This window comes from Ruegeria sp. BA2 (genome assembly GCF_056539605.1).
This window is the reverse complement of the sequence record NZ_JBQFVE010000003.1, coordinates 432,216-456,448: the sequence shown is the minus strand read 5'-3', so window position 1 is coordinate 456,448 and position 24,233 is coordinate 432,216. Positions and strand designations below refer to the sequence as shown.

General features: G+C 54.4%; 26 protein-coding genes. 11 read left to right on the top strand and 15 right to left on the bottom strand.

Annotation, left to right across the window (positions count from 1 at the left end):
• The 3 genes from ACR0NN_RS09770 to ACR0NN_RS09760 are packed head-to-tail and all read right to left on the bottom strand — an operon-like array spanning nt 1 to nt 2,734.
• Nucleotides 1–1,098, bottom strand: coding sequence for an ABC transporter ATP-binding protein (locus ACR0NN_RS09770; RefSeq protein WP_170646537.1), 1,098 nt, complete (start codon nt 1,096–1,098; stop codon nt 1–3).
• Complete coding sequence (locus ACR0NN_RS09765; protein WP_170720289.1) at nt 1,095–1,883, bottom strand: ABC transporter permease; 789 nt, start codon at nt 1,881–1,883, stop codon at nt 1,095–1,097. Before ACR0NN_RS09765 ends, ACR0NN_RS09770 begins: the two co-directional genes overlap by 4 nt.
• Nucleotides 1,880–2,734, bottom strand: coding sequence for an ABC transporter permease (locus tag ACR0NN_RS09760; protein WP_170474779.1), 855 nt, complete (start codon nt 2,732–2,734; stop codon nt 1,880–1,882). Before ACR0NN_RS09760 ends, ACR0NN_RS09765 begins: the two co-directional genes overlap by 4 nt.
• Before the next feature lie 142 nt (nt 2,735–2,876).
• Here ACR0NN_RS09760 and ACR0NN_RS09755 point away from each other — a divergent pair, with 142 nt between their 5' ends.
• A complete protein-coding gene (locus ACR0NN_RS09755) occupies nt 2,877–3,512 on the top strand; it encodes a TetR family transcriptional regulator C-terminal domain-containing protein (RefSeq protein ID WP_480684558.1) in 636 nt (211 codons plus the stop codon).
• 438 nt (nt 3,513–3,950) lie between these two features.
• Here the strand turns inward: ACR0NN_RS09755 and ACR0NN_RS09750 are convergent, their stop codons facing one another.
• The 9 genes from ACR0NN_RS09750 to aptA form a co-directional block, all read right to left on the bottom strand.
• Nucleotides 3,951–4,658 (bottom strand): IS6 family transposase, encoded by a 708-nt coding sequence (locus ACR0NN_RS09750; protein WP_480684522.1) that lies wholly within the window; start codon nt 4,656–4,658, stop codon nt 3,951–3,953.
• A gap of 64 nt (nt 4,659–4,722) precedes the next feature.
• Complete coding sequence (locus ACR0NN_RS09745) at nt 4,723–4,911, bottom strand: hypothetical protein (RefSeq protein WP_170687618.1); 189 nt, start codon at nt 4,909–4,911, stop codon at nt 4,723–4,725.
• Between the two features lie 313 nt (nt 4,912–5,224).
• Nucleotides 5,225–5,635, bottom strand: a complete 411-nt coding sequence (locus ACR0NN_RS09740) for a universal stress protein (RefSeq protein ID WP_480684520.1) — start codon at nt 5,633–5,635, stop codon at nt 5,225–5,227.
• A gap of 141 nt (nt 5,636–5,776) precedes the next feature.
• Nucleotides 5,777–7,069, bottom strand: coding sequence for a TRAP transporter large permease (locus ACR0NN_RS09735; RefSeq protein ID WP_480684518.1), 1,293 nt, complete (start codon nt 7,067–7,069; stop codon nt 5,777–5,779).
• Nucleotides 7,066–7,680 (bottom strand): TRAP transporter small permease, encoded by a 615-nt coding sequence (locus tag ACR0NN_RS09730; RefSeq protein ID WP_170407643.1) that lies wholly within the window; start codon nt 7,678–7,680, stop codon nt 7,066–7,068. Before ACR0NN_RS09730 ends, ACR0NN_RS09735 begins: the two co-directional genes overlap by 4 nt.
• Nucleotides 7,681–7,750: 70 nt before the next feature.
• Complete coding sequence (gene dctP / locus ACR0NN_RS09725) at nt 7,751–8,761, bottom strand: TRAP transporter substrate-binding protein DctP (protein WP_480684556.1); 1,011 nt, start codon at nt 8,759–8,761, stop codon at nt 7,751–7,753.
• Between the two features lie 73 nt (nt 8,762–8,834).
• Nucleotides 8,835–9,944 (bottom strand): alanine dehydrogenase, encoded by a 1,110-nt coding sequence (gene ald, locus ACR0NN_RS09720; RefSeq protein ID WP_480684517.1) that lies wholly within the window; start codon nt 9,942–9,944, stop codon nt 8,835–8,837.
• Nucleotides 9,945–9,969: 25 nt separating this feature from the next.
• Nucleotides 9,970–11,481: a CoA-acylating methylmalonate-semialdehyde dehydrogenase gene (locus ACR0NN_RS09715; protein ID WP_480684515.1), complete on the bottom strand. Its 1,512-nt coding sequence runs from the start codon at nt 11,479–11,481 to the stop codon at nt 9,970–9,972.
• 34 nt (nt 11,482–11,515) lie between these two features.
• Nucleotides 11,516–12,838, bottom strand: coding sequence for an omega-aminotransferase AptA (gene aptA / locus ACR0NN_RS09710; protein WP_480684514.1), 1,323 nt, complete (start codon nt 12,836–12,838; stop codon nt 11,516–11,518).
• A 156-nt stretch (nt 12,839–12,994) separates the two neighbouring features.
• Here aptA and ACR0NN_RS09705 point away from each other — a divergent pair, with 156 nt between their 5' ends.
• On the top strand, nt 12,995–13,549 hold the full coding sequence (locus ACR0NN_RS09705; protein WP_480684512.1) for a cupin domain-containing protein: 555 nt from the start codon (nt 12,995–12,997) through the stop codon (nt 13,547–13,549).
• A gap of 273 nt (nt 13,550–13,822) precedes the next feature.
• Here ACR0NN_RS09705 and ACR0NN_RS09700 read toward each other — a convergent pair whose 3' ends face one another.
• Complete coding sequence (locus ACR0NN_RS09700) at nt 13,823–14,530, bottom strand: IS6 family transposase (protein ID WP_170720344.1); 708 nt, start codon at nt 14,528–14,530, stop codon at nt 13,823–13,825.
• 479 nt (nt 14,531–15,009) lie between these two features.
• Here ACR0NN_RS09700 and ACR0NN_RS09695 point away from each other — a divergent pair, with 479 nt between their 5' ends.
• The 7 genes from ACR0NN_RS09695 (at nt 15,010) to ACR0NN_RS09665 (ending at nt 19,833) form a co-directional block, all read left to right on the top strand.
• On the top strand, nt 15,010–15,252 hold the full coding sequence (locus ACR0NN_RS09695) for a penta-EF hand family protein (protein ID WP_170687594.1): 243 nt from the start codon (nt 15,010–15,012) through the stop codon (nt 15,250–15,252).
• 244 nt (nt 15,253–15,496) lie between these two features.
• Entirely contained in the window at nt 15,497–16,747 is a 1,251-nt protein-coding gene (locus ACR0NN_RS09690) for a Hint domain-containing protein (protein WP_170758954.1), read from the top strand.
• A gap of 390 nt (nt 16,748–17,137) precedes the next feature.
• Complete coding sequence (locus ACR0NN_RS09685; RefSeq protein WP_480684509.1) at nt 17,138–17,323, top strand: hypothetical protein; 186 nt, start codon at nt 17,138–17,140, stop codon at nt 17,321–17,323.
• On the top strand, nt 17,286–17,648 hold the full coding sequence (locus tag ACR0NN_RS09680; protein WP_480684507.1) for an SRPBCC family protein: 363 nt from the start codon (nt 17,286–17,288) through the stop codon (nt 17,646–17,648). The genes ACR0NN_RS09685 and ACR0NN_RS09680 overlap by 38 nt, the downstream gene beginning before the upstream one ends.
• A 31-nt stretch (nt 17,649–17,679) precedes the next feature.
• Nucleotides 17,680–18,033, top strand: coding sequence for a YciI family protein (locus tag ACR0NN_RS09675; protein WP_170687591.1), 354 nt, complete (start codon nt 17,680–17,682; stop codon nt 18,031–18,033).
• The gene (locus ACR0NN_RS09670) at nt 18,030–19,244 is read left to right on the top strand and encodes an RNA polymerase sigma factor (RefSeq protein WP_480684505.1); all 1,215 of its coding nucleotides are present in this window, start codon (nt 18,030–18,032) and stop codon (nt 19,242–19,244) included. Before ACR0NN_RS09675 ends, ACR0NN_RS09670 begins: the two co-directional genes overlap by 4 nt.
• A gap of 88 nt (nt 19,245–19,332) precedes the next feature.
• The gene (locus ACR0NN_RS09665) at nt 19,333–19,833 is read left to right on the top strand and encodes an SRPBCC family protein (RefSeq protein WP_170720351.1); all 501 of its coding nucleotides are present in this window, start codon (nt 19,333–19,335) and stop codon (nt 19,831–19,833) included.
• A 182-nt stretch (nt 19,834–20,015) separates the two neighbouring features.
• Here the strand turns inward: ACR0NN_RS09665 and ACR0NN_RS09660 are convergent, their stop codons facing one another.
• On the bottom strand, nt 20,016–21,086 hold the full coding sequence (locus ACR0NN_RS09660; RefSeq protein ID WP_170720355.1) for an agmatine deiminase family protein: 1,071 nt from the start codon (nt 21,084–21,086) through the stop codon (nt 20,016–20,018).
• A 448-nt stretch (nt 21,087–21,534) separates the two neighbouring features.
• On the opposite strand from ACR0NN_RS09660, the gene ACR0NN_RS09655 reads away from it, so the two are divergent.
• Nucleotides 21,535–21,837 (top strand): YjhX family toxin, encoded by a 303-nt coding sequence (locus ACR0NN_RS09655; RefSeq protein WP_480684504.1) that lies wholly within the window; start codon nt 21,535–21,537, stop codon nt 21,835–21,837.
• Between the two features lie 13 nt (nt 21,838–21,850).
• The gene (locus tag ACR0NN_RS09650; protein WP_480684502.1) at nt 21,851–22,315 is read left to right on the top strand and encodes a GNAT family N-acetyltransferase; all 465 of its coding nucleotides are present in this window, start codon (nt 21,851–21,853) and stop codon (nt 22,313–22,315) included.
• A 192-nt stretch (nt 22,316–22,507) separates the two neighbouring features.
• Here the strand turns inward: ACR0NN_RS09650 and ACR0NN_RS09645 are convergent, their stop codons facing one another.
• Complete coding sequence (locus ACR0NN_RS09645) at nt 22,508–24,214, bottom strand: winged helix-turn-helix domain-containing protein (RefSeq protein WP_170720358.1); 1,707 nt, start codon at nt 24,212–24,214, stop codon at nt 22,508–22,510.
• Nucleotides 24,215–24,233: the final 19 nt, after the last annotated feature.

Sequence of the window (24,233 nt, the reverse complement as noted above, 5' to 3'; positions counted from 1 at the left end):
TTATTCTGTGTCTGTGCCAAGATCGATCACGCTGGCGCTTTGGACTCCCAGCCAAACTGCGTCGCCGCGATTGAAATCAACCGTGTGAAAGTAGTTCGGAACCGAGACCGCGATCGGCGCGTCGGCTTCCGCAACCTGAATGTGGTAGTGAATGTTCTCGCCATAGAAGGCCACATTGCTGACTTTGCCCTGAACGGTTGATGGATAGTCTTCGGGTTTTTCAGCGGTGATTTCTAATTGTTCGGGTCGAATACCGATGTTCATATCTCGGGCGCTGGTTGCAACGTTGGGGTTTCTTCCAATTTCCATTTGGCCAAAGGCCTTCGCGTGGATTGAAAGCGTATCGCCATTTTCCTTTAGCAACTGGGCAGGCAGAATGTTCATCTCACCGATGAAACTGGCAACCTGCTGATCGCAAGGCCGGGCGTAAAGCGTTGTTGGCGTATCCACCTGCTTGAGGCGCCCATTGAACATCACGCCAATGCGGTCAGACATTGTCATCGCCTCGTATTGGTCGTGTGTGACCATCACAAAGGTAATACCCAGCGATTGCTGCAGATTGCGCATTTCAAATTGCATCTGCTCGCGCAGCTTCTTGTCCAAGGCCGACAAGGGCTCATCCAGCAACAATACTTTGGGTCGCATGATCAGCGCGCGGGCGAGCGCCACCCTTTGCCGTTGCCCGCCTGACAACTCACTTGCGCCGCGATCCTCAAGCCCCCCCAACTCGACCATTTCCAAGGCTTCAGCTACGCGCTGGTCGATTTCGGCTTTGGGGGCCTTGCCGCGTAATCCATAGGCCACGTTGTTCCCGACATTCAGGTGCGGGAAGATAGCATAGCTCTGAAATACCATGTTGGTCGGCCGGTTATTGGCAGGCACACCATCCATATCCTGACCGTCGATCAGCACAGTGCCTTTGGTCGGCTCTTGGAATCCCGCGATCATCCTCAATACCGTGGTTTTGCCACATCCCGATGGGCCGAGGAGTGAGAAAAACTCGCCTTCTTTAAGATCGAGATTGATCCCGCTAGCCGCCAGGAATGTACCATAGCGCTTTTCGACGCCCCTGAGTTCTATGATGTTTTTGTCTGTCATCTGACCTCTGATGCGGATGAGCGGCGCCGGAAATACTCAGCCAGCACCAAAAGCAGGACCGATGTAAGCAGCAGGATAGAGCCTAGGGCCAAAACGTTTGGAAGCTTGGCGGGGAAACGAATCTGGCTCCAGATGTATACTGGCAAGGTTGGTTGGTTGCCGGACAGGAAAAAGGCGAGGACGAATTCGTCGAAGCTGACTGTGAAAGTGACCAACAAACTGGCTACGATACCCGGGGAAACAACCGGAAGCGTCACGCGGCGGAAGGTGTCGAATACGCCGACGCCCAGATCGTAAGATGCTTCCTCCAGCGACGCATCGAAGTCATCGAACGCAGACTTCAGGATCGAGACGGAAAACGGCAGCGCAAGAAATGTATGGCCCAGAACGACGGTCAGCAAAGACGGCTTGAGTCCGACAAACAGAAACAGAACCAGCATTGAAGAAGCAACTATAATGCCGGGAATAACCAAAGGCAGCATCACCAGACCTTCGGCAGCACGCTGACCCCGAAAACGGTACCGAACAAAGGCGCGAGCGGCGAACAACCCCATTGCGGTAGACAGAAGTGCCACGACGGTGCCGACGCCAAGCGAATTCCAAAGGGCCTGGATCAAGGTATCCTGTTCGCCCAGCTTCCGATACCAGTCCAGCGTCCAGCCCTTGATCGGAAAGGCAACTATTGTGCCGCTATTGAATGAAAACAAGGGCAGAAAAAGGACGGGCAGGTAAAGAAAAACCAAATACAGAAAAACGTAGGCTGTCAGGGTCGAAGGGCGTCTCATCTTATGCGCCTCCCTAGCCGGGTGGCGGTAATTACAAACACTATAGCGACAAAGCCAACCGATAGCATCGCGATCAGTGAAAGGGTGGCGCCGAGTGGCCAGTTGTTGGCGGCCCCGAACTGCACCTGAATTAGGTTGGCGATCATCTTCCCGTCCGACCCTCCAACCAGTGCCGGGGTCACATAGTCACCTACCGTGGGGATAAATATGATCAGACAAGCAGCAATAATCCCCGGGATGGTTAGTGGCAGCGTCACCCGCATGAAGCGTTGAAAAGGGCTGTTACCGAGGTCGGTGGCGGCTTCTAGTAAGCTTGGATCGATCTTCTGCAATGAGACATAGATCGGCAGGATCGCAAATGGCGCCCAGGCATGAGCAAGCGTCAGCACGACTGCAAATTCATTGTAGAGAAGGAAGTCCAGCGGTTCGTCAATCAAGCCAAGCATCAACAGTGCGGAGTTCATCACTCCATTGAACCCTAGAATGAGTTTCCAGGCAAAAACGCGCAGGAGGTAGCTAGACCAGAATGGAATGGTGATGAGCAGAAGCCAGATGGTCTTTTTCCGGGCCTTCATCGCGATGAAATAAGCGATGGGATATGCCAGTGCGACGGTAACTGCTGTTACTGCTCCGGCAATCCAGATCGACCTTAGCATCAAGTGTCGGACCAGAGGATCTGCAAACGCGTCGCTATAATTTTTTAGTGTCGGCGTCTTGTCGAGCGTTACGTAAGATTGCGTCCAGAACGAATAGGCGATCAGGATCAACAATGGAGCCGTCACCAGAAAACCCACGTAAGCCGTGGCTGGTGCGCTGAGGGTATAGCCCCGGGATGCTTCGCTACGAAAGATTACCCAACCTCCTTTCCGGATTTTCACGAGTCACTAATGGACGATCGTCCATTAAATGTTGCGCCAGAACGGTCTTTCGTGTCAATCTTCATGTGAGATAGACTTGAGGGATGCCATCAAGAGGATGGAATTATTGAATAAAGTGGAAAACGTCAGAGGAAGAAAACGTGGCTCGAAACGTGCTCCGGATGCCAATAAGCAACTTCTGATCAAGGCGACTCTGGACTCTATCGCGGATATTGGTGTCACCGATACGACGGTCAGCCGCATCTGCGAGCGTTCTGGTTTATCGCGCGGAATGATCCATTTACATTTCGGCGGGAAGGACAATTTGCTGACGGCAGCAGCCCAGCATTTCAGTGCTCAATATTATGCCGAAATGGACAAATTGACCGACCTGGGTTCGGATGCATCGCCCGAAGACCGTGTGATGGCCGTGATCGAGGCGGACCTATCCGAAGCTCTGCTCAATCCAAGAAGTACGAAAATCTGGCATGCATTCCGCGGCATCGCGAGCTCACATCCAGGTATTGCCCGCTACAGCAGCACCCAAGATCAAAAACTTGTCGAGACCTTGCGGCTTGCATTTAAGGAGATAGCTCAAAAAAACGAGCGTGACCCAAACTTGGTGGACGATGCCACCGCCGGAACGCTGGCTTTGCTGGAAGGTATGTGGGTCAATTACCTAACAGATATGCAGGGTTTTTCACGACGACGCTCTGTTGATCTTATCAGACGTTTCTTGTGCGGACTTTTCCCCGGAAAATTCAAATTGTGAGATTTCGGGACGCTCAGATTTGAGACAGAAAAACAGCATGTTCTTGGAAAGCCGACTGCTGGTATTGGCGAATTCCCTGGCGTCTAAATGCAACACCCCGTGCATTGGACGAAATCCAACATCCGCTTTCCCCCGAAGAAAGGTTTCCATTGCACGTGCAGCGAAAGACCGCTTTCCGCCCTTTTCGACGAATGCTGCGGTCATTGCCGAAGTCGCCTTTGGGCTCGAAGCAGTCATCCGACGGCATTGGCGATGAGACTGGTTTGTGGTTGCGAGCGGTCATTGGGGCCGCTCTCAGGATTGGTCCGACATCGGCCCTCCCAGCAATATTCAACGAGTTTTCAAGCTTGACGCTGAGGTTCTACCGCCGTCTGACCCTCTCTCGGGTGCTGTCAGACGAATTCGAACCGGTCTCAGTTTGCCGCGGAAACCGCGAACCTATCCGGAACAAAGTTGACGCCACTCGCTAAGAGCGGCGGCGCGGGTCAACTTGAAGGTGTCTCGGCGGGTGAGGGATCTTTCTTGATTGAAGTGGTTGTAGACGGAGGAATGGACGGCGGCGAATTTCTGCAAACTTCGCATGCGCCTGAAACGCTGCATCGCGCGTTCACGCCGTCGAAACGGCAGGTGCGAGTTCTCGACGCGGTTGTTGAGCCACCTTCCCGTCTGTTGTTTTTCGAGCGCGCCCAGCTCTCTGAGCGCGGCTCTGTATGAGGCGAAGCGATCCGTGACGACGTTTTCCGCTTTACCGTGTCGCTTCATCAATTTCCTGAGGAATTTCAGTGCTGCAGCTTTGTTTCGGCGCTTGGTGACAACGGCTTCCAGCACCTCACCCTCGTGATCAACGGCCCGCCAAAGATAATGACGCTTGCCGTTCACCTTCACGAAAACCTCGTCCACGTGCCACTTCAATTTGGAGTATGCTCTCAATTGCTGAACACGCTTTCTTCGGATCTCAGCAGCGAACATCGGGCCAAACCTGTTCCACCAATATCGGACAGCCTCGTGACTCACGTCGATGCCTCGCTCGTGCAACAAATCTTCGACATTCCGAAGCGAGAGCGGGAAGCGGATGTACAACATCACCGCAAGGCGGATTATCTCTGGGCTGGTTTTGAAGTACTTGAAAGAGGCCGGATTGGTCATGGGCAAAAGCTACGCAACAACCCTAACTCGCTCAACCAAAGTTCTTCTGACAAGACCTTTTCCGTTATTCAGAGCGACCGACCGGACCTTCCAATTCTGGTTCGGTCGGTGGTGCATCAAGTGCCTTTCCAAAGATCACCTTGTCGCCGCCATAGGCCCAAAAATCGCGAATACCCGAAGGTTGGTTCGAGTTGGAGTGTCTGAAAATGGGTTCGGAGCGGTCATTGGATCCGATCTGACGAACGGCTGCCATGCGGACAAAGCCGTCGCTCAGGATCTGATTGTCAAGGTCAGCATCCGGCCGCTTCTTACCTATCCACTCCCGGACACAATTCCGATCTAACAAATAAAACATAGCCACATCCACGTTGATTTGGATGGACCGGAAATCCTCCGTTTCTCAAATCCTTAAATCAACCCGGATAGCGCTTAAGTCAGGCGGGCTTGCCCAAGACAATGGATGATGTCGCCGGCGTTTGACACGACGTAAATCTTAGACCAGCATCTCAGTTCGATGGGAGCCAAGCGCGGTGTCGGTTTTTTGCCGATATTGTCAACCGAACAGTCTACAGGCGGAGTACATGCACCGAACACTGAGCGTGGCGAACAACAAGAGCGGCTGTTGATCCCAAAAAGAACTCCTTCATCCCAGGTCTATGCGAAGCAAGCACGATACAGTCGATGCCATGTTTGTTGGCGTATTCAGTGATCGCTCGCCCAGCCGATTGGCTTTCGATCAGGACAGATGAGACCCCGTATTCACCTTCCAAGCGTTCGGACAAGCGTGCCTTTGCCTTTTGGAGAGATTTTTCGGCAATGCCGTCATCCATGTAGTACATAATCTGTCTGTTGGGCGGTTCATGAATGTGTGCGGCGGTGATTGTACCACCTTCGGACACAAGGGCGCGTGCAGTCGAAAGCGCATGTTCACTGATGCCGTGTTCAAGCGATAGGGCCACTAAGATGTTGTTGTACATTTCTAACCTCTGGTTGAAGGATTCCGTTTTTCTGCTGTAAATCTGTCTCTCACAGATTGTCTTTGAGAGAGTTCTCGCACCCCAGTCGTCAGACAGGGGTGCGCTCTTGGGCGTGTTCTTGGTATTTTGTGCCTTCTCGCGCTACCTACCCAGCAGTAGGTCTGGCAAGAACAGAGCCAACTCTGGGACAAAGGTCGTCAGCATCAGCGTTGGTAACCATGCAAAAACGATGAACACCAAAGTCGGCCACAGCATACGCGAAACCGGTTCATCGCAGACCTGAGCGCCAAGATAGAGAAGCGGCGCTGTAGGTGGAGTGATGTTGGCCATACCCAGGTTCACGCCGATCACAGCCGCAAAATGGATCGGATCCATGCCAGTGCTCTGCGCTATGGGCAGCAAGATCGGTGTCGCCAAAAGCAGACCCGAGATATCGTCCATCAGCATCCCGATCAGGATCAACACGATGTTGATCATCAACAGAACCACAATCGGATTTTCAGATACTGAATAGACCATTTGTTTTGCCAGCTGTGGCGCACCTTGCGCAATCAGGTTATCGGATACGATCAGAACCATGAAGATCATGACCATGACTACGCCAATCGTAACGCCCGAGTTTTGGATGGTTTGAGCCAGCGTTTTCCAGGTCAGACCACGGTAGAAGTAGATCGCGATCGGGATCGAGTAGACCACTGCAATACCGGCGGCCTCGGTCGGTGTCATGATGCCGCCATAGATACCACCCAGAATGATAAGCGGCATCATCAGTGCAGGCCCGGCCAAACGCGCCTGGACACCGAAGGTTGGCAGGAATGGCTTTGGACGTTCCGTCAGATTAATGTTGTCGTATTTCCGCAGCATGAACTGATTGACCACAATCAGCAGCGTGATCAGGATGAACGCTGGCAGAACCGTAGACAGAAAGCACTTCAGGACGTGTTGCTGTGCGACCCAGCCATAAAGGATCATCGTAGAGCTTGGCGGGATCAAAAGGCCCAGCGGACTTGCAGCCACGATCAGTGCCGCTGATTGCCCGCCTGGATAGTTGGCCTTTTTCAGGTGGGGCATCATGATGCCGCCAATACAGGTCAGCGTCGCATTCGCGCTACCGGAAATGGAGCCAAATACACCACAGGCCAATACACCCGCAGCGCTAAGACCTCCTTTGATATGGCCGATGAACATTTCAGCCAACGAGACAAGAGGGGCTGCGATCTTACCCTTTTCCATGATGCCACCAGCGATCATGAAGAGCGGGATCGCCAGAAGCACCAGGGAACGGATGCCCGTAGAGCCGGTCGGCAGATAGCCCGTGATGCCTTGGTCCCCAACAAGGGCGATGAAGATCAGGACCGCTCCGAATGCCACATATACGCTTACACCCAACAGCAGCATAAGGCAGACGATTAGGAGACTTCCTCCAATAATCATTGGGCTTCTCCTTTTTGCATTTCTGATCTCAGGGGCAGACCCAGCCCCTTACGGATATGTACGTACAGATAAGCAGCCGTAAACGTTGCCATGAAGCCAAAGGCTATCATGATAAAAATCCGCCAAGTGACAAACGGAATTCGCAGCACCGGGGTTGCGCGCAACCGTGGGAAAGAGAAGTCATCGAGCAGCGAGACATAACACGCGTACATGAGGAACAGGATCACCAGTACCTCAATCGTCAGGACGACAAAGCCGCGCCACCAGATCAGTCTGGGGTTCTGTATCACGATGCCAAGAATATCTGCGTTGATATGCAGGTTGCGTGCAGAGGCCAAAACAGCGCCTGCAAAAAAGCCGATGATGCTGATGCCCAGAAGCCATTCTTCATAGGCGAAAAGATCGCCCCCAAACCCATACCGGATGACAACAACAGCCCCAAACGTGAATGCCATCAGGAAACCGGAAAACATGACGATCTGTCTCATGACAAACGCGACTGCTTTCAATGGGTACCCGATAACAACTGGCAGCTCGTCGGTGATTTTTTGCGAAGTCTTGTTCTCTGCGCTTTCGACGACCAATGGACGGTCAGCTTCCGAGCTAGACATCTTTCTCCCTCCCTTTGTTGAGCCAAAGACAAAGAAGGGCCAACTGACGTGCTGGCCCTTCTTTTAGTATTTATTGTTGTTCTTTAGCTGCCAGCAGCCGGTCGATGATGTCCTGACCGACGTTTTGAGCCATCGAAGGCCAGACCGTCTCCTGGACATGTGCGGCCATTGCAGCCTGCTCTTCGTCGTTCAGGCGCAGGATGGTGTAGCCTTTGTCCAGCAGTTTCTGACCGAACACTTCGTCATTCTCGCGGTTGTAAGCAAAGAAGTCTTCGGAGGCTTTGGTCATCGCCGCCTGCAGCACCGCGCGCTGCTCGTCGTTCAGCTTGTCGAGCGTCCGTTGAGAGGCGTAAAATGTCGTGAGTTCCGAGATCGAGTTATACTCGACAAAGTGGGTCCCAACATCCGATTTAGCGAAGATGGAATAGGTTGCTGTCTTTGTGCAGCAGATTGCGCCATCTACGATACCGGCCTGAAGTGCCGGAAAGATGTCGCCCCAAGCCATGGTTGTCGCCTGGTAGCCCAGCTCTTCAACCATCGATTTTACGACGCTGGACGACCAAACACGAATGTTCATGCCCTTGTCGTCAAAGTTGCTCCAGTTCTCTGGCTCTTGCGAAGCAACAATACCGATGAACCCTTCTGGGTTCTGCGCCATGACGCGAACACCGTATTCGTCGGTGATTTCCTGCAGGATGGTGTTGAACTCGGAATCCATGTTCAGAAGTGTGCTTTCCATGTCATCCCAGCCGCCCAGCAGGAACGGCATTGACAGGAATTCCAGGCGTGGATCGGTATCGGCATAGATAAATGCCGAAGCCAGGTCGATATTGCCGCGTGCAACATCTTCGAACAGCGCTTCACCAGAACCTAACTGGTTTGCCGGGAAGACTTCGACCGTCAGGCCGACATCCGCAGCTGCCACATCTGCTGCGACCTGCTCCATCATCTTCGTGCCCTGGTGGTCGATCGGGAACACGCCGGCAAAACGCAGCGTCATGTCTTCCGCGAATGCGGCAGTTGACATCAGCGCGCTCAGTGCGCCAGCTGCCATACCTTTGGTAAACTTATTAAAACTCATCGGGTATCTCCTCCTGGTTGACGAGTAACGCCCACCCGGCAACATGCCGAAGCGGGCGATAAATTTGCTGGTGTCAGCAAAGTTCCGGGGCGATGAACTCGTATCCAAGGTCATCGGCCACAGCCTTGTACGTCACCTTGCCGTGGGCCACGTTCAGGCCGTCCATCAGGTGACGATTGTCTGCAAGCGCCTGCTTCCAGCCGTTGTTGGCAATAGCCAGAGCGTGCGGCAGCGTGACGTTGTTCAGTGCATAGGTCGAGGTTCGGGCGACTGCGCCCGGCATGTTGGCGACGCAGTAGTGAACTACATCGTCGACCACATAGGTAGGCTCTGCGTGAGTGGTGGCTTTGGACGTTTCAAAGCAGCCGCCCTGGTCAATCGCCACGTCCACGACGACCGCTCCGGGTTTCATTTTCGAGATCAAATCGCGCGTGACTAGCTTGGGCGCAGCAGCACCGGGGATCAGAACCGCGCCGATAACCAGATCGGCATTGGTGACCTCTTCCTCCAGCGCGGCTTTGGTCGAATAAACAACCTTGGCGGACGCCTCGAAATGGTTCTCCAGCTTCTCAAGCACTGCCGGATTGCGGTCTAGAATGGTTACGTCCGCGTGCAAGCCGACGGCCATCTGAGCCGCGTTGAACCCAACAACACCGCCACCGATGACCACAACTTTGCCGGGCTTCACACCGGGTACACCGCCCAGCAATACGCCCAGGCCCCCCTTTGCTTTCTCCAACGCGCTGGCACCAGCCTGGATCGACATGCGACCGGCAACCTGGCTCATCGGTTTCAGCAGGGGCAGACCGCCATTATCGTCGGTGACTGTCTCGTAAGCGATGCAGACAGCGCCCGAGTCGACCAAATCTTTGGTCTGTTCCGGGTCGGGGGCCAGATGCAGATAGGTGTAAAGGATCTGACCTTCCCGCAGCATGGCGCGTTCAACGGCCTGGGGCTCTTTCACCTTCACGATCATCTCGGCATTGGCGAAAATATCGGCTGCTGTTTCAGCAATCTCGGCACCAGCGGCACGATAGGCATCGTCATCAGCCCCAATGCCGATGCCGGCATTGGTTTCCACGATGACGTTATGACCATGAGAAACCAGTTCCGCGACGCTCTCGGGGGTCAGGCCAACCCGATATTCATGGTTCTTGATTTCCTTGGGAACACCAATGAACATGTTCTTCACTCCTTGGATCGGATGATCATTTTGCCGTTGGCATGACGAACTCGGCACCTTCCGAGATACTTTCAGGCCAGCGCTGCATGATGGATTTCTGCTTGGTGTAGAAACGAACACCCTCTTCGCCATAGGCGTGCATGTCGCCGAACAGGCTCTTCTTCCAGCCGCCAAAACCATGCCAGGCCATCGGAACCGGGATCGGAACGTTGACACCGACCATGCCGACCTGAACCTGCTTGCCAAACTCACGTGCAGCGTTGCCGTCACGGGTGAACAGCGACACGCCGTTGCCAAACTCGTGGTCGTTGATCAGTTGCAGGCCTTCGGCAAAGTTCGAGACGCGGACACAGGACAGAACCGGGCCAAAGATCTCTTCCTTGTAGATCTTCATGTCTGTCGTGACATTGTCGAACAGAGTGCCACCCAGGAAGAATCCTCCCTCATGCCCTTCGACGCTGTAGTCGCGGCCATCGACCAGCAGGTCAGCACCTTCTGCAACGCCAGAGTCGATGTAACCCTTGATCCGGTCACGCGCAGCGGCCGTAACGATCGGGCCCATCTCGGCATCCAGCTCAAGGCCATTTTTGACCTTCAGGGTTTCGGCGCGCTCTTTCAGAACCGGGATAAGCTTGTCGGCAGCATCGCCAACCAGCAGAGCAACCGAGATCGCCATGCAGCGTTCGCCCGCCGATCCGAAGGCCGCACCAATCAGGGCGTCGGCAGCCTTGTTCATGTCGGCATCGGGCATCACCAGCATGTGGTTCTTTGCGCCACCCAGAGCCTGAACCCGTTTGCCGTGCCGAGCACCAACTTCGTAGATATAGTTCGCAATCGGGGTCGAACCGACGAAGGACACGGCCTTGACGTCGTCGTTCTCCAACAACGCGTCCACCGCGACCTTGTCACCTTGTACGACGTTGAACACACCATCAGGGAAACCGGCCTTCTGCATCAGATCCGCGTACAGCAGCGCAGCGGACGGGTCGGTCGGCGACGGCTTTAGGATAAAGGTATTGCCTGCGGCGATGGCGATCGGGAACATCCACATCGGCACCATCACCGGGAAGTTGAAGGGAGTGATCCCGGCGACAACCCCCAACGCTTGACGCGTGGTCCAGTTGTCCATGCCAGTGGAGACCTGCTCCGTGTAATCGCCCTTGAGGAGTTGCGGGATGCCGCAGGCAAACTCGATGATATCAATACCGCGCTCAACCTCGCCTTGGGCGTCGGTGAAAACCTTGCCGTGCTCGACGGTGATGGCGCGCGCCAATTCGTCCTTGTGCTCACGCACCAGAGCCAGAAAGTTGTTCATAAGACGTGCGCGGCGGATTGGCGGTGTGTTCGACCACTTCGGGAACGATGCTTTTGCCGCGGCCACTGCGTCGTCGACTGTCTGGACGTTCGCCAGCGACACCGCGCCGGTTTGTGCCCCGGTTGCGGGGTTGAATACCGGCTGGGTCTTTTCACCGGATGGAGCAGTGATTTGGCCATTAATGTAGTGGCCGATCAAAGCGATCGGGGATGCATCTTTCATGATGTCAGTCCTTTTTGGTGTTAGAAGTCAGGGGTTATGGCAGGTCAGCCAATACCTCTCCAAGTGTTTGACAGAGTGTCGTAATTTCAGGTTCCGAGATGATCAGCGGCGGCGACAGGGCGACGATGTCACCGGTGACCCGGATCATTAGACCGGCGTCCCAGGCCCGTTTCATCGCATCATAGCCCCTTGTCCCTGGCGCGCCCTCTCGTGGTGCAAGCTCGATTGCGCCCACCAGTCCCAAATTGCGAATGTCGATGACATTTGGCAGGCCTTTGAGGCCGTGAAGCTGATCCTCCCAAGGCCCCGACAGCAACGCTGCGCGGCGGAACAGATCGTTCTGCTTGTAACTTTCCAGTGTCGCCAGAGCTGCAGCGCAAGACACCGGGTTGGCCGAGTAGGTATAGCCGTGGAACAACTCAATCGGCGCATCTGCGTTTTCCATCGCCGAGTTATAAATCGCATCGGAAACGACGACAGCCCCCATTGGGATGACACCGTTGGTTAGGCCTTTTGCCGTCGTTATGATGTCCGGCTTCACATCGAAATACTCCGATGCAGTCGCGGCACCCAAACGACCAAAGGCGGTGATGACCTCGTCGAATATCAGCAGAATTCCATGCCGGTCACATATTTCCCGTAACCGCTTTAGGTATCCTTTCGGCGGCAGAAGCACACCGGTGGACCCGGCCATCGGCTCAACGATCACGGCTGCAACGGTCGACGCATCGTGAAGCGCGACTAACCGTTCCAGATCGTCCGCAAGTTCTGCCCCATGTTGCGGGCATCCACGTGAGAACGCGTTTTTCTCCAGATCATGGGTATGGCGCAGGTGATCGACACCGGTGAGAAGCGTGCCAAAATGCATACGATTCTTAACAATACCGCCGACCGAGATTCCGCCGAAGCCGGTGCCGTGGTAGCCGCGCTCTCGCCCGATCAAACGGGTGCGGGCCCCGTCACCGCGCATCCGGTGATAATGCAGCGCAATCTTGAGCGCCGTATCAACGGACTCGGAGCCAGAGTTGGTGAAAAAGGCGTGGTTCATTCCCTCAGGCATCATCGCGGTCAGCTTTGCCGACAACTCAAACGCCTGAGGGTGGGAGAACTGGAAGTTCGGTGCGTAATCCAACTCGTGCGCCTGCCTCTGTACCGCTTCGACGATCAGTGGATCACGATGACCTGCGTTGACGCACCACAGTCCGGCGGTACCATCCATGACCTCTCGGCCATCAGAACTGGTGTAATACATCCCGTTGGCTGACTGGATCATTCGGGGCTCGCGAAGGAAATCACGATTGGCCGAAAACGGCATCCAAAACGATGACATTGTGTTGGGTTGATCAAGCACGTTCATTCCTCGTGAGGCAGATTTTCATTTGATGCCAAATCTTTGCAGAGTTCAGGCATTCCGCACACCCGGCTTTGTGGGAATCTGTAAGTTGTTGAAAAACAGTCCGTGCTCACATAAAGTGCTTTCGATCAAAAGCGAGAAATCACTGAGGTAACGGTTTTGTCATCAGATTTGGAAACGGCTCGTCGCCTGAAACTGATTCGTACCTCAAAGGGTCTCAGCCAGCGTGAGATGGCCAAGCGTGCTGGAGTTGGTAGCGGGACAATTTCTCAGATCGAAAGTGGATCGACCCAACCCTCAGTAGCTTTGCTCAAGAAGATCCTCGCTGGCGTTGATATTAATCTGGGGTTCTTTTTTAGTTTTGAACTCAAAAATGAAGACAGCTTTTACTTTCCCCATGGAACCATGCGCGATCTTGGGTCACCTGGAGTCTCCTATCTGTTGGTTGCAGGTGAGCGCCGAGACAGGAAACTACAGATGCTGATTGAGGAGTACGAAGTAGGTGCTGACTCGGGTCGAGCTGAACTGTCTCACGAAGGTGAGGAATGCGCGGTTGTGATTGAAGGCCGTCTTGAAGTGACGGTAGATGGGCAGTCCAGGGTTCTGGGTCCAGGGGACGCGTACTATTTTTCAAGCATACTGCCACACAGGTTTCGGAATGCCGGTGATACGCAATGCAAAGTGATCAGCGCATGTACTCCTTCGTCGTTTTGAAACGACCAATCAAAACAAACTTAGAATTCTGCCCTGCGCACTGAATGCCCGGAACGAAGGGCCACGCCGTAGCATCAAAATGGTATGTCAAATGGCAAAATATAGCTGTTCCCAAAATGGTAAATGTCAGCTTTGCGCACTTGTGCGCAATTGGTGAAGGTCGCAGCATTCGGTAGATCTGGGCTCGGTGCAGACCTTCGCTGCAATTAGCCCTAACGTCGGTGCTGTCAGACGAATTCGAACCAGTCTCAGTTTGCCGCGGAAACCGCGATCCTAACCGGAACAAAGTTGACGCCACTCTGCAAGAGCGGCGGCGCGGGTCAGTTTGAAGGTGTCTCGGCTGGCTAACGATCTTTCCTGGTTGAAGTGGTTGTAAACGGAGGAGTGGACGGAGGCGAATTTCTGTAAACTTCGCATGCGCCTGAATCGTTGCATCGCGCGTTCGCGTCGTCGGAACGGCAGGTGCGAGTTCTCAACCCGGTTATTGAGCCACCTGCCCGTCTGCTGTTTTTTGGTAGCGCCCAGCTCTCTGAGAGCGGCCTGATACGACGCGAAGCGATCGGTGACTACTACTTCAGCTTTACCGTGTCGCTTCATCAATTTCCTGAGGAATTTCAATGCGGCCTGCTTGTTTCGGCGTTTGGTGACAATGGCTTCCAGTACCTCGCCTTCGTGATCAACAGCCCGCCAAAGACAATGCCGCTTGCCGTTCACCTTCACAAAAACCTCGTCCACGTGCCACTTCCATTTTGAAAAGGCTCGGAGTTGCTGAACCCGCTTTCTTCGGATCTCAGCAGCAAACATCGGGCCGAACCTGTTCCACCAATACCGGACAGTTTCGTGGCTCACGTCGATGCCTCGCTCGTGCAACAAATCTTCGACATTGCGAAGCGAGAGCGGGAAACGGATGTACAGCATCACCGCAAGGCGGATGATCTCGGGGCTGGTTTTGAAGTATTTGAAAGAGGCAGGTCTGGTCATGGACAAAAGCTACGCAACACCCCTACCCCGCTCAACCAAAGTTCTTCTGACAAGACCCTCAGCGCAGCCGGATACCTGCATAGCCGAATGGTGCTCGAAGGACGGCCACATACTGTCTACAGCCTCTCAGAGAGCGGAACGGCAGCATTCGGTGACTGCATTGATTGCCTCAGAGCAATCTGCGCGACGGCAACGGACTCAGATTCCAACTGATGACTCAAAGTCGACATTGGTGCATTTCGAGTCTGGGAATTCTGAGCGGAGCCTTGCTGTGTGGCCTGCTTCGGCTGGGGCGGAAACCGCCTAATCACCGTGGGGGAATTTTGCCGAGCAGGTGTTTGCGGATACGACTCTCACAAACACGCGGAGATTGGCGCAAAACCGACCTACACACTCATTGCGGGTGAAGCACAGTGCGTTTGGGTGTTTCTGGTGCCTGTCTGGACACACACACTCAAAACTTGCTTAGGAGACATGGAATGAAACCTAAATTTGTCGCCACAGTTGCAACAGTTGCCTTCGGGCTGCCCACTCTGGCCGCAGCTCAATCTGCGGACGCCAACGGAGATGGTGTTTTGACGATTGAAGAGGTGCAAGCTGTTGCGCCGAACGTTGATGCCGATACATTTACGGTAATGGACACCAATGGAGATGGTTCTCTGGATCAGGATGAGATTCAGATTGCGCAAGAAGCGGGAATACTTCCGCCAGATAACGGCTAACCTGCTTATTGAGAATGGCGGCCCGATCCTCCCTGGGCCGCCTGCTCCGCTAAGCAGCTGGTTGGAGCAAGTACAATTCTCAGAGTTCTCCGTTCTTTCGAATTACCTACAAGAAAGCCCGACTTTGCCATACCCAACTCTTTTGCGTCGTCTTGCCGAAGGTTGGGTTTGAACGGCCGGTCGGGTAGGATGTACCTCAAAAGTGATTGCACCATACTGACCTATTTGAAGAGCGGATCGCGACATGCCGGTTTTTATCACTCTAACCAATGCAGATATTAACGATCCCGCTTTTTGGGCTGCGCTGGATATTGGCGCCGATAGTACGATTGATGCATCGGGGCTGAGCAACGCTATCCAAGTCACAATGACTGGAAGCTCCATTACCTTCACCAACACAAGCACAGGCACGGTCACGACTTATACGGATGCCGATCTTGCCGGTGGGTCATTCAGCCAGTTTGTCGAGTACACCGGCAACAACAACGATGACAATGTAAGCGGGTCCGTTGGTCTGAACGCAGGAGGGTATAGCGGCGGGCGAGGCAACGATACCCTTGTCGATAGCGGTTCGCTTGGCGGAAGCATCAGCGGTGGGCGTGGCAATGACACCCTGCAAGGCGGTTCAGGCGACAACAATATCTTTGGCGGTCAGGGTCAAGATATCCTGCGCGGCGGTTCAGGAAATAACAATCTCAGTGGAGGCGGCGGTCGCGACACGCTTTTTGCGGAAGACGGCAGTGGCAATCTGGACGGCGGCGGCGGGAGAGACGTCATATACGCCGGATTGAACACAAGTTTCGTTGATGGCGGCAATGGGAACGACCGGTTGATTTTGCCTCCGGGCTCTACATTCACTCCGTTTTCTCCTGGATCTACAGGCGGGACGGCCAACCTACCGAACGGCCGGAGTTTCACCTATCTGAGTATCGAGACAGTCGAAATCGCATGTTTCACTGAGGGAACGCAAATTCGCACCCCGAGCGGTGATCGCCTAATCGAAGACCTGAAAGTTGGTGATCTGGTTGAAACGCTGGATCATGGACCGCAGCCCGTGAGATGGATTGGCAAACGTTCTGTTTGCGGGCGGGGCAAGCATTCCCCAATCCGGTTTGCGCCTGGTACAATCGGGAACCGTCGCGAGCTGCGTGTATCACCCCAGCATCGAATGCTGGTTTCTGGTTGGCGCTGTGAACTGTATTTCCATGCACCCGAGTTGCTCTGTGCCGCCAAACATCTGTGTGATGGAGACCAAGTCTGCCGTGACCCTTGTGATACGGTAAACTACATCCACATCATGTTTGACAAACACGAAATCGTAAACTGCGAGGATGCCCTACTCGAAAGCTTTTTCGCAGGTGAACACATACTCAATGCAGATCTTGACGTATATCAGGAGTTGATAGAGATTTTCCCTGAGCTTGCTGACAGAAGATACAAACCAAGTCCTGCTCGCCCGTTTATCCGCCGCATCGAAGCTGCTCTCATTAACTGAATGACAAATTGGGTTTCGAACCCAAGCTGTTCAGCCCCACGCGAAAAGCAAGCCGGCAAAACGATGCTCTGCAAACTGTCCAATGTCCTCGTCTAGCTCGTTCTTCCAACTTTATCACAGATGACGGCTGACTAATCTAGTTGGCTATTGGCCGGCGGGCTAAATGCAACTCGGGGACACATTGTCCCCGAATGCAGAAGGTACTGAAAAAACTCTCTCACGGTAAAGACCCGTCATGAGGACAAACCTATCGCCCACTATTCACCGCTTTTCTTTTGAGTTTTGAGGCTCATTCAAAAAGAGTCTACGTAAATGTCGATTGGCGCATTGGTCGCGCGTCGTTTGGGTCAAGGGGCATGATGCTCCTTGCTCTAACGAGGAGACAGAACGATGAACTTAAAGAAAATTGCAACTTATGCGATCGGTGGCCTGGCAGCCTTATCCGTCGCGACAATGGCCCGGCCCCGCCACGTAAGCGTAGAACGCGCGGCCACGTTGGGGGCCGCACCCGAAGCCATCCTTGCTCTTGCCGCGTCGAATGAAGGCACAGACCTTCAACCCCTATATGAGCATTGACCCAGATTTGCGGATCGATCTCTTTGGCCCTGCAACGGGCGTCGGATCAGGCTGTCACTTCGACAGCAAGGACGGCACAGGCACTCAGACCGTTTCTAACGTGACCGCGGAACAAGTAACCTACGCCGTCGATCTCGGCCCTTTGGGCCAACCCACGCAATCGATCAGCGCCGTGCCCGCTGACGATGGAACCAAGGTGGTCTGGCGCGTCGATGCAGATATGGGCTTTAACCCCGTGCTTCGCATCCTGGGCCTCTTCATGGACGGCATGATGGGTCCAACTTTCGAGCTTGGCCTTGAAAACCTGCGCCAAGCTACCGCTTAATCTCAACTATCAAACTAATGGAACCAACCCAATGCGTTATACATTTTTGCTTTACTCCAACCCGGCTGACTTTGCCGACATGACACCCGAAGACTGGGCCAAGGAAAAAGAAGTCTACGGCGCTTATATCGGTGCGCTGCAAGAGGCTGGCGTGTTTGTCGACACCGATTGGCTACACCCGGCTGGCACCGCGACAACTATCACGCTGAAAGATGGTGAAAAGCGCGTGCAAGATGGGCCGTTTGCAGAGACGAAGGAAACGCTTGGCGGGTTCTTCGCAATTGATGTGCCTGACCTTGATGCGGCACTGGCCTGGGCCGAGAAATGCCCGGCGGCCAAGCATGGCAAGATTGAGATCCGCGCATCGGCCATGGGCGACTATTGACCCATCACGATGCACAGGCGCGGGCCGAGGATGTCGCCCGCGCCGCTTATGGCAAATTGATCGCGATGCTGGCCAGTCGGTCTGGTGACATCATCGCCGCAGAAGATGCCTTGTCGGATGCCTTTGTGGCCGCTCTCAAGACCTGGCCAGAACGTGGCATCCCCGAACGGCCCGAAGCCTGGCTGCTGACAGTGGCCAAAAACAGACGCACCGATCAGGCGCGTAAAGATGCCCGTCTGGTCATCACGGATGAGGTTCCCGAGATGGAAGACGCACTAGCAATCGAAAATGACGACAATCTAGACGAACGGCTGAAGCTGCTTTTTGTGTGTGCTCATCCGGCCATTGATGCAGGCATCCGCACACCGCTGATGCTGCAAACAGTGCTGGGTCTGGAGGCTGAGGAGATCGCCAAGGCTTTTCTGGTTTCCCCAACAGCCATGGCGCAGCGACTGGTCCGGGCGAAGAAGAAAATCAAATCAGCCGGTATCCCGTTTGTTCTGCCAGACGCCGAATCCTATCCGGAACGCATGGGCGCAGTGCTTGAAGCTGTATACGGAGCCTATGCGGTTGATTGGTTGGAAGGATCCGGAGATCTTTCCCACGAGGCGTTCTTCCTGGCGACCATTCTTGCAGACCTTGCGCCTCAAAACCCCGAAGCCTTGGGCCTGTCCGCCCTCATCGGCTTTGTTGAAGCGCGTCGTGATGCCCGGGTGCAGCTCGGCGTTCTGGTGCCCGTCCCTGAACAAGACACCGAGCTTTGGGACGCTGCACTTGTCGAACGATCTACGGCGCTTATGGCGCGCGCGTCTACCAAGGGCCAAATCGGCCGCTTTCAACTGGAAGCCGCAATCCAATCTGTTCATGCCGCGCGCGCGGTGACGGGTCGTACAGACTGGCGCGCGTTGTCGCAGCTTTACACGGGGCTCGTTCAGATGAATCCGACGATTGGGGCGGCGGTCAGTCGCGCGGCTGTGGTGGCCGAAGACGCCGGACCCGCCCAAGGCCTGCAGATGCTGAAATTAATCGACTTTCCAAACATCGACACCTATCAGCCTGCCTTGGCTGTGCGTGCCCAATGTCTTGCACAGCTTGAGCGTTATGCAGAGGCGGCGGAAACCTATACCCGGGCCATCTTGCTTTGCACTGATCTGCCCTCGCGCCGGTGGCTGGAAAAGAAAAAGACCGATTTGCGAAAAAAATTGTTGTGAGATGTCGATTGGCGGCCCGTTCATCCGTCGTGTTGGCAGAAGGCACAAAATCCCCGCTCTCAGCCAACCAGACAGAAGGACAGATACCATGACAATTCTTTACACAGCTCTCGCCATCATCGCTGCAATCGCACTGGTTGCTTTACTCTCGCCGCGCAAGGTCATCGTCACCCGAAATGCCGAAGTGCCTCTTTCTCCGGCCGACATCATTGACCGAGTTGCCTCAACCAAGGGCTTCCAGACGTTCAACCCCTATTGCACCACTGATCCAAACCTCAAGATCACACCTTTCGGCCCTGAGGCCGGTGTCGGATCTGGATTCCGCTTTGAAGGGAAAGAAGGCAAAGGCACCCAGACGATCATAGCGGTCACAGACAGCAGCGTCACCCATTTGATTGACCTGGGTGCCATGGGCAAACCAGTTCAGCAGATCAAAGCCGAGCCGAGTGCTAACGGGTCGAAGGTTACCTGGACTGTCACATCCGATATGGGCTTCAATCCCGTATTCCGCATCTTCGGCCTGTTCATGGATCGGATGCTTGGCAAAACCTACGAACTGGGCCTGAAAAACATGAAAACGCTTGGATAGGCCGGTACGCTACTTTAACGCATCGGGCGGGCGCAGGCCCGCCCTAATTGTTGCGCTCAATCTAAATCCCGCATTGGTGCAATGTGTAGTATCGAGCACTTTAGGTTCGGTGCCGACCTTGTTGCGACCGGGGCAAAGCGTTGCTGCGGCCTCGATGATGCACGCGTTTCGCGAAAACCAGTTCATACGGCAGGCATCTGCTGGGTGGCGCAATGGATACCGCCACCCATCTCGCCCAATGGGTCAATATTCAGTGTTACGATCTCCCGACTGGGATAGCGCCGCGCAAGAGCTTCTCGCGCGATCTCGTCGGTTTCTCTGTCTCCAAATTCAGCAGCAATCACCGCCCCATTGCAGGCATAGTAGTTTGCATAGGAGGCTACGAAATCGATGCTGTTCACCCGACGGATCACCGGCTCAGGAATTAGCTCTACGTCCAAACCGCTTGCAACAAGCGCATCATGTGTCTCAACGGCAGCGAAATGGAACGGGTCTTCCAGATCGGGGTCATCCGGCAAATTGATCAGTACACGTCCCGGACCAGTAAACCGCGCAAGACTGTCGATGTGATAATCGGTGATGTCCTCGCCACGGACACCAGGCGACCAGATCATCCGGTCCGCGCCGTAGGCGGTCAGCAACCGGCGTTCGATCTCGTCGCGGCTCAGGCCGGGATTTCGATTGTCGTTCACCCAGCTGCTTTCGTGTGCAATCAACAGACCATGCCCATCCTGCTCTACGCCACCGGCTTCTCCGCGTAATCCGGTGGGCAAAAGCTGCAGCCCCAGACGTTCGGCAACACGCTCGGCAATCAGGCTATCGCGGGCATTCACTTGTTTTTCCCCCCAGCCATTGAACTGGACATGGCTGATGGCAAGACCGCCAGCGCCGTCTACCACAAAGATCGGTCCTGCGTCGCGGCACCACAGATCTTCGGTGGGGATGTCCCACAAATCCACTTTCTCAGAAAGCTTTGCCTGCGTCCTTGCATGTCCCTCAGCCGCACAGAGCATCGTTACCGGCTCGAACTCACTGATTGCATTCGCGATATCGGCAATCGTTTGCTGAGCCATATCGAGGAAGACAGGATCAGGATAAACCCTGCGGTTTACGGGCCATTGCATGAAGGTTCGCTCATGAGAATCTTCTTCCGGCGGCACGTAGAAACCGGAATTGGCCGACGCCCTATCCATCCCGAGCAATCCCACCATTCCGAGTGCCCCGCTGCCGACCATCATACTACGCCGCTTCATGAACCCTCACAATCGTTTATGAAATGGCTACCCGGTCTGATTATTGCGGGATGGTAGACATCAGCGCAAGGTGAAGCACCACGTCGATAGGGCTCGTTGCGGACTTTGGATGCGATGCCGCATCGTTTGCCTGCAAAACCATTACCCTGATGAGGACGGCCCGTTACCGGCCATTCGCCTTACCTCGCCACCGCTGCGATGCGGCCCGTCATTCCGGACTTTCGCTGCAAGTGCAAAATCGAACCGACAGCGAACTCACAGTGTGCGAACATTGCTGCCATTGACTTTGGTTTTCCGAATGTCCGCTTGCAAAATGGTACTTGTCGTACTAGCTCATTTTCACGTGCTGCACGAACGCAGGGCGATGGAGAATTTATGTCTACGATTGCGGCCCGCCGCTAAGGTCCACCTGATTGGACCAACTTGAACCAGAAGACTTCCGCGCGAGATGCCGGAAGCCTTTTTTGCTGACATAAACTCAAGAGACAATCCGTTGAATATCTCAAAACACGAACAGCGTGTTTTGCACGTTCTGGCGCAAGGTGGAGCCATCCATTTTGAGCGTATGGCGAACGGCAAAGTGCGCGAAGTCTCATGCTTCTCCCGCGACGGCCACGTATTGGCTGATTGCTCGCTGAAGCTCTTTGACCGCCTGAAGAAACGGCGGTTAATCAAATCTGAAAACGGACGACCTTACCGCGCCACAAGGCTCGGCATTCGCTCCGTGAACCCTCAGTACGACAACCGATAAGGATAAACAGAAAATGACAGACCCAATCATTAAAGCGGCTTCAACCGACGACATTGCAGGACTTCAGGCAGTGCTGGATGGGACCAAGCTTTTCCCGAGCGAAATGCTCCCAGACATGCTGGCCCCGTCATTGGCAGGCGAAACAGAAGCCTTTTGGCTGACCTGCCATAGCGACGGAGAAGCTGTGGGCCTGTGCTACACAGTGCGCGAGGAACTCGCCGATGGGACGTGGAACATGCTCGCCCTCGCGGTGCGCCCTGATTTGCAAGGCAAACGGCTGGGGGCGGCACTGGTTCATGCGGCCGAGCAGCACCTAAAGGACAAAGGGCAACGCATCTTGATTGTAGACACGTCCGGCACGGACGACTTTGCCTTGACGCGCAAGTTCTACGCTCAAAATGGCTATGAAGAAGAAGCACGTATCCGCGACTTTTGGGCCGATGGCGACGACAAGGTGATCTTCCGCAAAGCGCTTTAAACGGCAATGCCCTCCGCCACTGTTGTGGCGGGGGGCACTTCGTAGACGACGTTCGCTACGATGCAACAACTTGGTAGGTTCGGGCTCTTCGCGACTGATGAGACAAACGCCAAGAGCGAACAGATGAACTTGGTTGCTGATTGCTCCAAAGTTGGCTGCGATCTGCGACTAGGATACCATGCAATTTGAGTATTAGTCCGGTAGCCCCGCCACGCGTAGATCATTCAGGAACTGGTCGGCGGCGCCTGGATCGTGGAACTTCCCCGCGAGACTATGTCGCTGCAATTCGATTGTGTAGTCGGGCGCATCTTCGAGTAACCTCGCTATCACCTTCCGAGCTTCGTCAACACGGCCAAGCCGAACCAGCAAAGCTGCATTTGTGCGACGTGCCAGATTGGGCATATTCGCCATACTTTGTATGGCCTCTAACCCAGCTTCATATTCTCCAGAAAAGTAAAGCGCCCAGGCCAATGTCCATAGATACCAGTCTGGATGATGGGGGTTCAAACGAATTGCTGTCTGAATACGGGTGACGCCTTCCTCCATGCGGCCCATATAGACCAACGCCTCAGTGGAGTCGGCTAAGACACCGGCCGAATTGGGATTAAGTAAAATAGACCGCTCATATTCAATGGTAGCTTGCTCAAGATTACCGCTCTGCATGGTTGCATTTGCCAAAACCCAATATGCGAGCGAACTGTCCGGGTCCAACGCGATTGCCTTCCGGGCGGACCAAAAAGCCTGATCCAGAGCCATCTCTTGTGGCCGTTCTCCACACCACGCCCAGCGAAAGCAATTGATGTGAACCCAAGCCAAACTGAAATACGCCTCAGAGTAACTCGGGTCGATCACCAATGCCTTCTCCGAGAGCTGTAACGCCAGTTCATTGCCCTCCGGTGTAAATTTCAACCGTTCAGCACGCCCACGATTGACGAGTTCGTAAGCTTCCAGGCTATTTGTAGGTTGGCGCAACAGGCGATTGTATTCGGCCTGATTGATGTTTTCCTCCAAAGTTGCAGCGATGGAGCGGGTGATATCTTTCTGCAACTCAAAGAGTTCCACCAGATCGCGATCATAGGTTTCTACCCAGATCGTGTTCCCGGCTATCGCATCCACCAACTGCGCGGTGACCCGCAGACCATCTCCGGCTTTCTGTTGGCTGCCTTCAACAATGTAACGAACACCAAGATCTGCAGCGATGTCGCGCGCGGTGGCCGACTTGTCCCGGTAATAAAAGCTCGATTGCTTTGCGATGACGAAGAGGTCAGGAAAATGGGAAAGCCGAGTGATGATCTCATCGCTGATGGCATCACTCAGATATCCCTTGTCTGCACCCTGGCTCTGATCGCCAAATGCAAGAACGGCGATCGAGGGTTTATCGGGTAAGGGCAAGTGTGCTGTTGCCGGATCAAGCGGCTCGAAGTCTGTGGACGTTTCCAATGTGAAATAGGCGATCCCGACCACACCTGCCAACACGATCAAGAACAGAGACAAAGACGATCCGAAATCACGGCCGAGGGTCGGACTCGAAGCCTTAGATTTGTTCTGCCCGTCTTCCTGGATCGGGACTGCATCAAGCTTGTATCCTTTCTTGGGTACGGTCTGCACGATCTTGTGATCCGTATCATTTAGGGCACGCCGGATATCGGCAATGCACTGCACCAGACTGTCATCCGTCACAAAGGTGTCGGGCCAGATATTCTCGATGAGATCCGCTTTGGAAACTAGCTTGCCGGAGCGACGTGCCAGATAAATCAGGATGTCTGTGCTTTGGCTGCGCAGATGGAGAGCATTCCCACTTGAGTCTTTTAACTCTTTGTTCTGCAGGGAAAACGTGAACTCTCCAAGATGGAAATCCTCGGCGGATTTCGTTTCTTTTTCGTCGTTGTCTCGGGACATTTCAGCGGCCTCCGTGCGC